The sequence below is a fragment of the Cyclobacterium sp. genome, assembly GCF_014762705.1.
Taxonomy (GTDB): Bacteria; Bacteroidota; Bacteroidia; order Cytophagales; family Cyclobacteriaceae; genus Cyclobacterium.
In genome coordinates this window covers 83,204-96,686 of the sequence record NZ_JABURL010000119.1, presented here as the reverse complement: position 1 = coordinate 96,686, position 13,483 = coordinate 83,204, and the positions used below count along the sequence as shown (strand labels likewise).

10 protein-coding genes and 1 riboswitch are annotated in these 13,483 nt (G+C 43.2%); of the genes, 7 read left to right on the top strand and 3 right to left on the bottom strand.

The window, feature by feature from the left end; translation table 11 throughout:
• Positions 1 to 8 precede the first annotated feature (8 nt).
• Positions 9 to 3,410, bottom strand: a complete 3,402-nt coding sequence (locus tag HUJ21_RS23810; protein ID WP_291373442.1) for a SusC/RagA family TonB-linked outer membrane protein — start codon at positions 3,408 to 3,410, stop codon at positions 9 to 11.
• Between the two features lie 129 nt (positions 3,411 to 3,539).
• Positions 3,540 to 4,490 (bottom strand): FecR family protein, encoded by a 951-nt coding sequence (locus HUJ21_RS23805; RefSeq protein ID WP_291373441.1) that lies wholly within the window; start codon positions 4,488 to 4,490, stop codon positions 3,540 to 3,542.
• A 163-nt stretch (positions 4,491 to 4,653) separates the two neighbouring features.
• On the opposite strand from HUJ21_RS23805, the gene HUJ21_RS23800 reads away from it, so the two are divergent.
• Genes HUJ21_RS23800 through HUJ21_RS23790 form a run of 3 tightly spaced genes read left to right on the top strand, consistent with a single transcriptional unit; the run spans position 4,654 to position 8,361 of the window.
• The gene (locus HUJ21_RS23800; RefSeq protein WP_291373440.1) at positions 4,654 to 5,997 is read left to right on the top strand and encodes a peroxidase; all 1,344 of its coding nucleotides are present in this window, start codon (positions 4,654 to 4,656) and stop codon (positions 5,995 to 5,997) included.
• Between the two features lie 2 nt (positions 5,998 to 5,999).
• Complete coding sequence (locus HUJ21_RS23795; RefSeq protein ID WP_291373438.1) at positions 6,000 to 7,412, top strand: peroxidase; 1,413 nt, start codon at positions 6,000 to 6,002, stop codon at positions 7,410 to 7,412.
• Positions 7,405 to 8,361: a catalase gene (locus HUJ21_RS23790; protein WP_291373437.1), complete on the top strand. Its 957-nt coding sequence runs from the start codon at positions 7,405 to 7,407 to the stop codon at positions 8,359 to 8,361. The genes HUJ21_RS23795 and HUJ21_RS23790 overlap by 8 nt, the downstream gene beginning before the upstream one ends.
• Here HUJ21_RS23790 and HUJ21_RS23785 read toward each other — a convergent pair.
• Complete coding sequence (locus HUJ21_RS23785) at positions 8,356 to 10,275, bottom strand: D-arabinono-1,4-lactone oxidase (RefSeq protein ID WP_291373435.1); 1,920 nt, start codon at positions 10,273 to 10,275, stop codon at positions 8,356 to 8,358. The two genes, HUJ21_RS23790 and HUJ21_RS23785, sit on opposite strands and share 6 nt — an antisense overlap.
• Positions 10,276 to 10,434: 159 nt before the next feature.
• Positions 10,435 to 10,530: riboswitch (TPP riboswitch) on the top strand.
• A 70-nt stretch (positions 10,531 to 10,600) separates the two neighbouring features.
• On the opposite strand from HUJ21_RS23785, the gene HUJ21_RS23780 reads away from it, so the two are divergent.
• From HUJ21_RS23780 to HUJ21_RS23765, 4 genes are read left to right on the top strand one after another with little or no spacing between them, the layout of a single operon-like run.
• Positions 10,601 to 11,323, top strand: a complete 723-nt coding sequence (locus tag HUJ21_RS23780) for a class I SAM-dependent methyltransferase (RefSeq protein ID WP_291373433.1) — start codon at positions 10,601 to 10,603, stop codon at positions 11,321 to 11,323.
• Complete coding sequence (locus HUJ21_RS23775) at positions 11,310 to 12,380, top strand: AIR synthase-related protein (protein ID WP_291373431.1); 1,071 nt, start codon at positions 11,310 to 11,312, stop codon at positions 12,378 to 12,380. The genes HUJ21_RS23780 and HUJ21_RS23775 overlap by 14 nt, the downstream gene beginning before the upstream one ends.
• Positions 12,377 to 13,018, top strand: coding sequence for a thiamine phosphate synthase (locus HUJ21_RS23770; RefSeq protein WP_291373429.1), 642 nt, complete (start codon positions 12,377 to 12,379; stop codon positions 13,016 to 13,018). Before HUJ21_RS23775 ends, HUJ21_RS23770 begins: the two co-directional genes overlap by 4 nt.
• Positions 13,019 to 13,022: 4 nt before the next feature.
• Complete coding sequence (locus tag HUJ21_RS23765) at positions 13,023 to 13,289, top strand: Trm112 family protein (protein ID WP_291373427.1); 267 nt, start codon at positions 13,023 to 13,025, stop codon at positions 13,287 to 13,289.
• The last annotated feature ends 194 nt before the right edge of the window (positions 13,290 to 13,483 follow it).

The following is a 13,483-nucleotide window of genomic DNA, read 5'->3' as shown; positions in this document are numbered from 1 at the left end:
TTTACAATTTAAAGTTCCAAATTAATGCCTAGCGTAAACATTCTGGTAAATGGATAAGCATTGTAATCTGCTCTGACATTTGAAGTACCAAATGAACTTACTTCAGGATCCATTCCTGAATAATTCGTAATCGTAATCAGGTTTTGTCCGGATAAATAAATACTGGCATTAGAAAAATATTTATTAGTCAATGTTGGAATTCTAAAATTTAACTGGACATTTCTTAACCTTAAGAAAGAAGCATCTTCTATGGCCCTGCTATTCACAGGACTCCCATATGCTACGCCTGCCGGCTGTCCATTCGGGTTTTCATTGGTCGGATTTTCAGGTGTCCACCTATCGGTGTAAGAAACTGCCAACCGGTTTCTTCTGAAGGAAATTGGATTTTCTGATTCCACCCTGTTGAAATTGAAAATCTGACTTCCCTGAACTCCCTGAAGAAAGAAGGATAAATCAAAATTTTTGTATGTGAATGAATTATTTATCCCATAGGTGAAATCAGGAAAGGGAGAACCTAAAATATCTCTGTCAGCAGGGCTGATCTGACCATCGCCGTTTACGTCCCGGTACTTTAATTCCCCCGGTTGAGCTAAGGGCTGAGGAGAATTTTCTATGTCATCATTTTGCTGGAAAATGCCATCTACAACAAAGCCGTAATAGGAATTAAGGGGAAGTCCATTCTGAATAATAGAAATGTTTTGTGTAAAACCTGCACCACCCTGTAAAATAAAAGGCAGTCCTGAGATATCTAGCACCTTATTCCTGATGACAGAGAAGTTTAAGGAAGTATTCCAGGAGAATTCTCCCACTATATTCCTGGAAGATAGCGTGAATTCGAAACCCTGATTTTCCATACTGCCCACATTTTGAAGGGAACTGTTAAAGCCTGTAGTTCTGGGGATAGGCAAGAACATTAATAAATCATCTGTTTGCTTGTAAAAATAATCCACAGCACCATCTATTCTTCCTGAAAGAAAACTAAAATCCAAGCCTAGATTTAATTGTTTGGTAACCTCCCATTTCAAATTGGGGTTTTGGGCTTGAGTGGTGGATATGCCAACAAAGGGATTCCCATCAAACTGCGCCTGACCCTGGGTTCCCAATAAAATCAAAGAGTTATAATTCCCGATTTCCTGATTCCCGGTAAGGCCGTAGCTGGACCTGAATTTCAATTCAGAAAATAAATTCTGATCTTCCATAAAGGGTTCATCTATAATTCGCCACCCGAGTGCAACGGAGGGGAAATAGCCGTATTTGTTATTTTCACCAAAACGTGAAGACCCATCTGCCCGGAAAGATACTGTCAACAGGTACCTGTCTTCATAGGAGTAATTGAGCCTTCCCAGGTAGGATAAAAGTTGATTCCTGAATTTATTGGTTCCTATGGCATAAGTTCCCTGAGCCCCGGCATTCAAGTTATTGGTAAGGAAAGCATCTGAGGGAAAATTCTGTCCACTAGACCTGACGAATCTTCCAACAAATTCCTGATACGTATACCCCGCAAGAAAATTAATTTTATGTTCATTGAATTCCTTATTGTAATTGCTGGTCAGCTCCAATAAATAATTACTCCTCTCATTGGAACGAACATCTGCAATGCCTCCATTAAATCCTCCCCTTCTGGTAGTAGTTGCCACATAGTTATCTCTTCTCGAGGTTTGCCTATCAGAACCGAGATTTAGCTTAACTGAAAATTCATCACTGAAATTATATTGGCCATACACATTCCCAAAAGTCCGGTTCGTTTCAGCCATATCATATACATCATTGGCAAAGGCAACTGGATTTTCCAGGTTGACAATTGGGGATTGAAAGTAATTTCCCTCGCTATCAAATACCTGCATGGTGGGATCTTGGTAAATGGCAGAGTTAATTACACCTGAATTTTCATTTATCGCCACCCCAAAAGGAACGAAATTATCTTCAATAAAACTGGTATTTAAATTCATACCGAAAGTAAAATTTTCTCCGGAGACATGTTCCAGATTCATTCTTCCCGTGTACCTTTTAATTCCCGAATTAATCACTACCCCATCTTGGTCAAAATAATTTAAGGATGCAAAATATTTAGTACTCTCATTACCTCCGGAAAAAGAAAGCTGGTGGTTTTGAACTGGAGCTGTCCTGTAAATCTCATTTTGCCAATCGGTTCCCTCTCCTATTTCACTGATTTCACTTTGAGAAAATTCAGGTGCCTCATTATTTTCAGTCCTTAGGTCATTTAATAGTGCCATGTATTGTCTGGCATCTAACATGTCAATTCGATTGGCTACCTCTTGTGTACCATAATAGCCATTATAATTGATCTTCATTTTACCTTCCTGGCCTTTCTTGGTCGTAATTAAAATGACTCCATTAGCTCCCCTGGAACCATAAATAGCAGTGGCAGATGCATCTTTTAAAATCTCTATGGATTGTATGTCACTTGGGTTAAGGGAATTCAATGGGTTCCTTGGAGTGGGATTATTAACCACCCCCGAACTTGGGGTAGATGCTCCGTTATCTATAGGCAGACCATCTATCACATAAAGCGGCTCATTATTGGCATTAATAGAATTGGCACCCCTTATCCTGATACTGACCCCACCTCCCGGTTCAGCACTTGCCTGGGTAATCTGTACTCCAGCTGCCCGGCCCACAATCAATTGGTCAACAGAGGTGACTACTCCCGGATTAAATTGCTCCTCATTCAGTGAAGATACCGAACCCGTAATGTCTCTTTTCTTTTGGGTACCGTACCCCACAACAACCACCTCATCCAATGAAGCCTGATCTTCATTCAGGGTTATGTTTAATTGCGTTTGTTTACTTATTGTAATCCGCTGGTTTTCATAACCTATGAAAGAAATTTGGAGAATTTGTCCTTCTTCTGCATCGATAGTAAAATTTCCATCTATATCCGATATTGTACCAATGTTGGTACCCTCCACCAATATCGTGGCACCTGGAATAGGCTCCCCGTTTTCATCTTGTATTTTACCGCTAATTTCTACTGCATCCTGATATTGGATAACACTGGTTTCTGCATTTCCCTTGATAGAATCTTGCTTTAAAGGACTGGGTGCTACATAAATGGTACTGTTGAGTCTTTTAAAATCAAAATCTGTCCCTTGAGCCAGGTATTGTAACACTTCTTTGACATTACTGTCTGGAAAGGAAAAAGAAAATCGCTGCTTACTTTTGACCACTTTCTGATTATAAGTAAAAGTAAACATCGTCTTTTCCTCGATAATTTTAAGTACTTCTTCCAGACTCTGGGAATTCGCCTGAATACTTATCCCTACATCTTCCAGGTTTTGACTTTTGGATGGTGTCGCAAATATAAACTGCATTGCAATCACCTGAATAAGCAAGGCATATAAGAGCCTTTTTGACAACATGATCAATAGTTTTAGTAAATTAATTTGCATAATTTTAAGTGCTTTAAATTCTTTTGAGTTTGTTAAATTGATTGGAATTTGAGCCTGATCCGGCACTGTTGCCGCAGTGGCCGGATCATTCTTTTTTTGCTTATTTCATTTTTGTCATAGGCATGGGTTTTATTTGCATTGAACAATGTTAATCGATATGGTTTTTGTACGGATATCCGTCTGGTAATCAAATTCAAGCAGGTGCTTCATTCCCCTCAAAATGGTCTCTATCCTTTCTCCCTCGTAAGTCCCCGTGATCAGGCATTGGGGTCTTTTGCCTGAAAATGTGGTGTGAATCTCTACCCCATAGGCCCTTTCCAGAATTTCAAATACTTTTTCCACCGGCTCTTCTTCAAAGGAGAGTTTCCTGGTATGCCATCCCAGAAAATACTCCGGATTTACCTCAGCGATTCGGATGGCTTTTCCATCCAATACTGCCTGCTGTCCGGGTTGAAGGAATGCCTGCTCCCGGGAATCCCTGTTGGCAACTTTTACCTTGCCACTGGCTACGGTGACTTCTGTAGCCTGATGGGTATTGATATTGAAGGATGTACCCAAAACTACAATTTCAGCATTTCCGGTTTGAACTATAAATGGCTTATCCGGATCTGGTGTAATATCAAAAAATGCTTCTCCTTCCAGCCTGACCAACCTTTGCCCATTTAGGAAAGCCTCCGGAAACTCGAATTCACTGTTTTCATTTAACCTGATCTGACTGCCATCACTGAGAGTAATGGTGGATCGCATGCCTTCAAGGGTTTGCTTTACGATCATTTCAGGTTGATCAACAGATGAAAATGCCATTTGCCAATAAACCCATGCCGTAAATCCCAACAAAATAAATACGGCGGCATACTTGCTGAAGCCTTGGATCCATGCTGTTTTTCTCAGTTGACTGATCCTTCTTTCCTCTAAATGTTTCCACACAGTCAATTTTGACTGCCTGATGGTGTCTTCATCAGGATACCTCCCCAATCTGGCCAGATTATCGAACACCTGCCTCAGGGCAATCTGACCCTTTTTGCCAGTTTTTGCTTTTAACCAGGCTCCAAAATATCGTTTAATTCTCTTCGAATGCATTTCAGCTTTATCCCATTTACTATCTAAGTACCCCAAGTGGGGTGGATCAGCTATCCTGAATTAAAAAAAATTCATTTTTTTTGAAATTATCATAGTATATCGAAAGAAATTGACAAAGAAATTTAAGCCAATGGATTGCAATTGGCAGACAAATTTTTTTATATTGAGTAAAAATTTTTACCAGCCCATGTCCACTGTCCATAAAGGCCTTACCATAACTGTTACCCTGGATGAGGAAAAAATACCTTATGTCAATGGCCTGCTTTTTGAGTACCGCAAAGATCTGAGTATATATCAGGAGAAATACCATAAATCCCTACCCAGCACTTTTTTTATCAGTTGGCTGACTTTGCCTGCTCAAACTTATGCCGGCAAAGAAAAACTTCCAGCACGGATCATCCTGATGAGCAGCTACGTGGGAAGCAAATCCTCGCATATACAGGAATTGGCTACCTTTCTGGGTCCACAGATCAAACAGGTATTAAGTCAAAGTCGGGAATATCCCAAAAATGACCTGGATAAACCTGGCTTGGTTTCCTTTTTGAAACGAAAAAGCATTCCAAACACCTTCTATTCAGGTTTCAAATTTATCAGCACCACAGAAGTCGACAAGGAGAAAAAACTCAAAGCGGAAGTATGGAAATACGCACAGGGATTGGCAGATCAGGGAGATCCTTCCTCTCCGAAAGAGGTGAAAGAAAAAATCGAAAACTTTGTTAAAAACCATCCCCAACTGGTATGGGCAAGCAAAAAAATTCCCTATGGCCTTAGCAATAAGGTACACATGTTATGGCCATTGGCCCTATTCGGGTTGGTGATGTTGACCTCCTTGGTTTCCATCGTCCTTTGTTTTTTTATCGATCCGCTGGTAATCAAAATTCTGGCCTGTATCCTGCCCTTATTTATCCTGGTAGTCGTTTTCCTGTTTTTGCTTTTGCGACTCAACGAAAACATATCCCATGAACCCAGTCCTGAACTTTCTGATGAGAAAGTAAGGGAGATAGTGGCACTGGAAACCAATCCGGTGATCAATGAAATGACGGTGATCGCTCCATTGAAACGAGGGTGGATACGCCGGGTATTTCTGGCACTTACCTTAAAGCTAGTCGGATTGGTGTCCTATTTTGCCTATATCCCTACAGTACACACTGCGAGATGGCTGCAAATGGACAAAGGGAAAAGATTGGTATTCATCGCCAACTTTGACAATCTTTCAGAAGCATATGCCCACGATTTTGTGGACAGTGAAAGGAGATCCATGAACATGGCCGTGATTTTCAGCCATGCCTTTGGTTTCCCGGCTACACGTTGGCTGGTACACAAGCAATACAACCACCGGAGCAACTATATGAAAGGCGTAAGGGCCCATCAGAAAGTCACCCAATTCTGGTATACCTGCCAGCAGGATCTGAGTGTAGAAAATTTAAAAAGAAACCGGGCATTCAGAGCGGGCCTGTATAAAGAGATGGATGATCCGGAGATCAAAGACTGGCTGTTAACCTTATAAAAATGACTACACTGGAAAAAGACGACATTCAGGGATTATTGATCAGGGGCCATGGCAATCTCAGCAGTGCCAGCTACTTATTGTATACCTTTACCGATCCTGCCAAAGCGAGAGTTTTTTTACAAGAGATTGTCCCAAAAGTCACCACCGCATCCGAAAAACCAGAAGAGCAGGCCCTGCAAATTGCCCTTACCTACGAGGGCTTGGCTTTTTTGAAACTTCCCCCTGCCCTTCTGAACAGTTTCTGCAGGGAATTCAAAGAAGGAATGACAGAATTACAGCGGCAATTTATCCTGGGCGACACCGGAGAAAATGCGCCCCAAAACTGGACCTGGGGAGAGAAAAACATACACCTTATGTTGATGGTCTTCGGAAAAGACCTGGAAAAACTGGAAAGCACATTATCCCAAATCAAGATTTTGACTGCATCTTTCCAGGTAGAGCTGTTGCATACCCTGCCCACTGGTATGCTGCATGCCCGGAAAGAACATTTTGGGTTCCGCGATGATATATCCAGACCGATAATCAGGGAGTTATTAAAAGAAGTACCGGGTGATACCGCCGGCACTTTTCCCGCAGGGGAATTTATCATGGGGTATAAAAACCTCTATGATGAATATGCACCCAGCCCGACTGTTCCAGAAGCTTTAGATAAAGAGGGCGAATTACCACACCATCCTGATGATGCCACCCTTAAAGACCTGGGAAAAAACGGCACTTACCTTGTGTTCAGGCAAATGGAGCAAAAAGTACATGCTTTTTGGCAGTACATGCAGGCGCAAAGTAGTGATAAAGCTTCAGCCATTGCCCTGGCCAGTAAAATGGTGGGTAGGTGGCCTGACGGTTCTCCTTTGACCCTATGCCCAAATCAGCCGGATCCCAACCTTTCCGAAGCCAATGATTTTGGATTTTGGAAAGAAGATAAGGCCGGATTGAAATGCCCCATCGGATCCCATATCCGGCGCACCAATCCCAGAGACCACCTGGTAACGGAAAACACCCAGAAGGATTCCACAGAAATGGCCGCCAAACACCGCATGATCAGAAAAGGCCGGCCCTATGGACCGCCGGTAACCCCCGAATTGAAGCCTGAGGATATGCTGGATAGTATAGAGGATGACCGGGAAAGGGGGCTTCATTTCATCTGCATGGTAACCGATATTCGCAGACAATTTGAATTTGTCCAAAACAATTGGGTGAATTTTCACAAATTCGGGGGTCTGGAAAATGACGCTGACCCCATTATTGGCAACCATTACCAGCATGAGTCCAGAAAAACCAATGAATTCAGTATACCGAAATACCCGGTAAGAAGAAAACTGGACCATTTGCCAAATTTCACGATCATCAAAGGTGGTGCCTATTTCTTTTTTCCCGGAATCAGGGCCTTACAATACATGGCTAATCATGATTAATACCTATACACCAGGCGAAGAAAAAGACATACAGGAATTGATCCGGGTAATGAAGGATTACCTGAAGCAAGAGTACCCTGAAGGGAAAATACTCAGAAATTTTCATCCCAAAATGCATGGACTGCTGAAAGGGACCCTTACCATTCGTCAAGATATTCCGGAAGCCTTACAAGTCGGACTCTTCAAAGAAGCCAGGCAATATGATGTCTGGATACGGCTTTCCAATGCTCCTCCAAAAGTGAGATCTGACAAGCCGGCATCCGGAAGGGGATTGGCTATAAAGGTATTGCAAGTGAAAGGGGAAACGATTGAGGAAGATCCTATAGGATTCTCTACCCAAAATTTTTTGATGACCACAAGTCCCATCCTTTCAACCTGGACCATTCGCTTGTACAAAAAAGCCATTAAAGCAGTACTTTTTGGCCTTTGGGAGCAGTTGCGATTTGCCATTAACCCCTCCCATTGGCGCAGTATTTACCTTACGCTTAAATATGCGGCCAAACACGATAACCTGCTCTCGCAGACCTATTTCTCAGGTGGTGCATTCAGACATGGGCCTGACCACTTCGTGAAATTTGTTTTAACACCCAATAATCCGGCATTGGGTTACACCCTGGCCGAACCCCGGTCGGAAAATTTTCTCAAAGAACAACTTAAGGAAGATTGCCAGAAAAGGGAACATGCATTTACACTGAATGTACAGATTCACAAAGACGAAAAAGAACAACCCCTGGAAAACACATCTAAAGTTTGGAAAGCCGACTTGGTACCACTTGCCAGTCTGAACATTCCTAAGCAGGAATTTGATACCGAAGAAAGAAGAGCCATGGGTGAAAAAATGGAATTTTCACCATGGATTGGACTGGAAGACCACACACCCGTAGGAGGCATCAACCGGGCAAGAAGAAGGGTTTACAAAGAATTGGCAGCCTTTCGGAAATCCTTATGAAGTTTGTATCCGCTCCAGAAACGCATTGCGGAAAGTGCTGCCACCGAAGAACTCCTGCTCTTTTTCCCAATCTTTGAACCTGGGAAAGGCTTTTTCCACCATTGCCCGGTGCCAGGGTTCTACGGAAAGTCCCCAATGGGGAACAGCTCCCAAAGCCAATAACTCCCTTTCCAAACGCATAAACAATGGATAACTTCCAGTAACACCTTTGACACTGACCAACTCGATCATGCACATGTCGGACTGGTTCATCATGGATAAATGGGCGGGGCATTTTTTGACAAACCGCAAAGCAAAAGGTGCAGCTAAAAGCTGATCATACCCCTGAGATTCCTCACAATTTTTTATGATCAAATCCACCGCTTCAAAAACCTTTTCCAAAGGAAAACCAAATTCAATGGCATAACCATAAAATTTCAACTCGCCCAGTCCCTGATCCAGTACATTCCTGGCCAGGTCCTCAAACCCACCACCAGCATCATCTTTGTGGTCAACGAGTCTTTTCAGGGAATTATTAGTCATTCTGGGGATAGACAGGTGGTTTTTATTAAACACCCAGGGAGAAAGCCTGCCCGAAATGGCAATGCCGGAGATAAAGGTCGAAATATAATTTCTCTCTATGCCAGCATGGTGTTTCCCTGGTACTTCTTCACTGTAATCCCGGGTAGTTACCAGGCATTTTCTTTTTTTACCTTCCTCTCCTGGAGCTTCCTTATCGCAGTAGGGATTAATCAACACTTCAAAATGCCGGTGGCCATTGATATACTTGTACATCCCCTCCTGCATCATCTCTTTCTTGACATCATCCCAATTACGCAGGATCCTTTCTTCGAAGAGCCTGTAGTCCGGTTGGGCTTCCAGTATCATTGAAAAAACAATGCCAACAGACCCGATACCCACCATAACCGCATTGAATTTTTCATCATCCTGAATCAAACTGATGTCATGCTTTTTAACCATCTCGTCATTTTCAAAAGCTTCCCTGTCGGTAATACCATCACTTGGTTCGACCCGGAAAACCCTGGCTCCTTTGCCCACTATGGTCATGGACTTTGCAAAAGCGGAAACCGGGCCTATTCCTATTCCCGATCCATGTGTTGAAGTGGCAATGGCCCCTGTAATGGACTGAATGCTGGATCCTCCCTGGTTGATCAGGGCCAGTTGGTGGTGGGTCAGGGCCTGAATCAAATGCCTGATCTTTGTACCTCCTCCTGTTTCAAACAAATAATGGGTTTCCGTACTTTTTTTATTGCCAAAGTTTACTTCCACCTCAAACCCATCCCGGAATTTTTTCCTGATCCATTTTTTGGCCGGCCTTTGGGTCATGTTCATGTCCTGGGTACAAACCATATAATCCTCGCATTGGGCCACTGCAGTCAGGGCATGCCCCGAACCTATAGCGCGAATCTTACGGCCATTTTTCTCGGCCAGCCTGACCAGGGAACAAACTTCTTCCAGTCCGGCGTAATCGTATGATTCACATTTAGGATCCTGTGGAGAGAAATTTTTATAGGCTCCATTGCCGGGAACAAAGAATTGCAGGGGTTCCGAAAAATGATTCCCAAACCAATTGCCCCATTTCTGTCTTTTATTCTTTTCCTTAGGGAAAAAATCTTCCCTTGTCAACTCCTTATCCAAAGACAAAACCACCCTTTCATGGTTATCCATATTTCTGTTTAACCGGTTTTCAACAAATCTGCGCACAAACCTTGGCCTCACCAGGAAATTAATTACAGTTACCCAACGGTTTCGTTTGGTTCTGGAACAATGCGCTGTAAGGGTGTCGTCCAGAATTTCAATGTGTTTGGGTACATTTTCCCGGTTAAAAATCACTTGAAATACCAATCTTGCAAGGACCCACGAAACAATGGTATTCCCCTTTTTCCAGGATATAAATTTTGATAGGGCAGTCATGAAGTTAATCTTTTTAATTCCAATAAGTTATGAATATATGGTAAAAATTTGAAAACAGGAATAATTGTTTGGTGATCTTTTTTCAAACAAACCCTTGAAAAATTTCAAAAGCAGCTTGCTTTTGTTTTGATGATAGAATTGAATATCTTTGAACAAAGAAATAAACGCACGGGGTGCTGGAATTCAATCCGGCTGAGATCAAACCCGATACCTGATTTGGATAATGCCAACGTAGGGATGCCAGCCAGAATTCCATTTGTATTTTGTCGCTCCATTCCCTGGCCCATACAGGTGAATGGAATTTTTGTTTAAAGACAACGACAATATGGAAATTGAGAAAACTGCAGGCGGACTGATTCCCCAAACCAAGCAAAACTGGCAAAACAGGCCGGAATGGTTTTTTAACCGCAAGCATACCGATACTTACGAATTGTGGTATGAAGGCCGGTACAAAAGGGCAGAAATCTGGCAGAAAAAAGTCATGGAACAGCTGGTATCCAAAGACAGCAGGATCAAAACACTGCTGGAGTTTGGATGCGGTACCACCCGTTTTACCCGTTGGTGGAAAGAAATTGGCATTGAAGCCTCCGGCGGAGATATCTCACCTTTGATGCTTTCCCAGGCCATCCATCTTTTTGAGGGAGACCTGGTGATGGCAGATTCGCATCACATGCCCTTCAAGGACCATTCTTTCGATGCTTTGGCTTTCATCACCACCTTTGAATATTACAAAGACCCGGTGAAGGTCATCCGGGAGGCGGCCAGAGTGGGGAAATACGGCATTGCCATGGGCATGATGAACCGAAACTCCCCCAAAGTATTGCGAAGAAGGGTACAGCAACTCTTTGGGAAAAATCCCTTCTATGTAACGGCTACTTTTTACACACCTGAAAAACTGATTCAAATCATACAGGAAGCTTTGAAAGGAAGATCCTATTCCATTGAATGGTCCTGTACCGGATTGCCCAAATGGTTTCCTGTACAGCAGTGGAGTCTTCCATATGGGGACTTTTTTGGTTTATATGTTCAACTTCATGATGTGGAATAAAATGTCTGATCAACTGGGTAAAATAGATGAAACTTTGCTGGAAGAATTTATCACCTCTCATTGTGGTGCAAGCAGGGACGAGGTCCTCGTAAAACCGGGCTTTGGCAGGGACGTATCCCTGGTGGAATTGGCAGGAAAGCAGGTCATGGCTTTAACCAGCGATCCCCTGTCCCTGGTACCCACCCTTGGCTTACAGGAATCAGCCTGGCTGTCCGTGCAATTGATGGCCAATGACATGGCCACCACGGGTTTTTCCCCTCAATACGGCCAATTTGTATTGAATTTACCAGCAAATTTTTCCAAAGAAGATTTTAAAATTTATTGGAAGCATATTCACCATTATTGTGAGAAAATAGGCATGGCCATTACCGGCGGTCATACCGGATTTGTGGAAGGCCAAAATTCCACCATTGCAGGAGGAGGAACTTTTGTCAGCATCCTTCCCAAAGAGCAGGCCCTGACATCCAATATGGCCCGTTGCGGGGATGTGATCCTTGTAACCAAGACTGCCGCACTGTCCTCAGCGGCCATCCTGGCCATGAGCTTCCCCAAGACCATCAGGGAGAAGTTGGGCAAGGAAATCTACCTGGAAGCCTGTGAATCCTTTTACCATAGCTCCTCCCTGAAAGAGGCTTTGGCAGCAGTTGGCGACCCCAAGGAAAAAGAGGTTACCGCCATGCATGATGTGACTGAAGGGGGTATTTTAGGAGCCATCTATGAGCTGGCTGTAGCATCCGGATGTGGGGTCTGCCTGGAGAAAAGGCAGCTTCCCGTAGGCCGGGTCCAGCAAGCCATATGCAACATTTTTGACCTGGACCCTTTAAAATGTATCGGGGCTGGCTCCATGATCATTACCTGCGATGAATCAAATGCCAGACGCATAGAGGAAAGGATATTGGATAAGGGAATTGCCTGTGCTCAGGTAGGGGAATTGACGGAGAAAGCGCAAGGAATGGTTTTACGCCAGGAAAATGGAACAGCCAAAAAGCTTAATTATCAAAAAACAGACCCCTACTGGGCAGCTTTTTCGAATGCATTCAAACAGGGCTGGAAATGAAAAAACTTAATCTTCAGGCAAAAAAAGGAATTTACCTGATCATCGATCCCGCAGACAGACCGGAAAGTGAATGCTACGGGATCCTGGAAAAGCTATGTCGCTACCCCATCATTGCCCTTCAGATCTGGGACCATTTCAGAGAATCCCAGGATAGCCTGAAGTTTATCCGCAGGGTCTGCCAGGTAGCCCGCCCCTACCCTTTTCCTGTATTGATCAATAACCGCTGGGAATGGATAAAAGAAACAGGAGCGGATGGAGTGCATTTTGACACCATACCAGAAAACCTGGAAGAAATCAAAGAGGAACTGCCTGACAAATCCATTTTCGGCATCACCTGCAACAATGACCAGGAACTCATTCAGCAGGCTGAAGAAAAGGGCTTTGACTACCTTTCCTTTTGTTCCCTGTTTCCTTCCAAAACTGCAAATAGCTGTGATATTGTTTCCTTTAAAACCATACTGGAAACGGAAAAAAAAAGCAGGCTACCTCTCTTTCTGGCCGGAGGCATTGACCTGTATAACTTGCCAAGACTAAACGAGCTTTCCTATTCTGGGGTGGCCGTAATCTCAGGCATCATGCAGGCAGCAGATCCCTGCAAGGCCATGGAAGAATATTTAAATCAATTACAAACCAACTGATCCCATGAAAATAAATACCATAAAAAAATTGTGTTGCCCCTTTGACAAATCCGATTTGACATTGACCAGGATTTCAGAAGATACTGAAGAAAGAATCCTCGAAGGCTGGTTACATTGTCCTCAGTGCAAGCGGATTTATCCTATCGTAAAGGGTATTCCCATCATGAACCCGGATGCTTACAGGGAGTTTGAAATGGAAAAGCCACTGTTTGAAAAATGGCAAAAACAACTCGAAGGAAAAGAGGTGACAAATTTCAGGTTGATGGAATAACACCAGAACCGATGGTTAAGGAATTCAAAATCTAACAGATCTCCCTTTTCGGTAGTAACCCTTATTAAGTTGCAAAGTGGAAATGACAGTTACAGTCCTGACTTAAACATGCTTTGTTCAGGTCATATTTGTACCGTTAGTTCAAAAATTTCAGCTGTAGCAAATTCCCATTATTAAGGGGAAATTGGTCTTAT

Excerpts from the sequence above, each read along its gene's own strand:
- HUJ21_RS23795 (WP_291373438.1), top strand. The coding sequence starts at position 6,000 with ATGACTACACTGGAAAAAGACGACATTCAGGGATTATTGATCAGGGGC.
- HUJ21_RS23780 (WP_291373433.1), top strand. The coding sequence starts at position 10,601 with ATGGAAATTGAGAAAACTGCAGGCGGACTGATTCCCCAAACCAAGCAA.
- HUJ21_RS23765 (WP_291373427.1), top strand. The coding sequence starts at position 13,023 with ATGAAAATAAATACCATAAAAAAATTGTGTTGCCCCTTTGACAAATCC.
- HUJ21_RS23785 (WP_291373435.1), bottom strand. The coding sequence starts at position 10,275 with ATGACTGCCCTATCAAAATTTATATCCTGGAAAAAGGGGAATACCATT.
- HUJ21_RS23770 (WP_291373429.1), top strand. The coding sequence starts at position 12,377 with ATGAAAAAACTTAATCTTCAGGCAAAAAAAGGAATTTACCTGATCATC.
- HUJ21_RS23805 (WP_291373441.1), bottom strand. The coding sequence starts at position 4,490 with ATGCATTCGAAGAGAATTAAACGATATTTTGGAGCCTGGTTAAAAGCA.
- HUJ21_RS23810 (WP_291373442.1), bottom strand. The coding sequence starts at position 3,410 with ATGCAAATTAATTTACTAAAACTATTGATCATGTTGTCAAAAAGGCTC.
- HUJ21_RS23790 (WP_291373437.1), top strand. The coding sequence starts at position 7,405 with ATGATTAATACCTATACACCAGGCGAAGAAAAAGACATACAGGAATTG.
- HUJ21_RS23775 (WP_291373431.1), top strand. The coding sequence starts at position 11,310 with ATGATGTGGAATAAAATGTCTGATCAACTGGGTAAAATAGATGAAACT.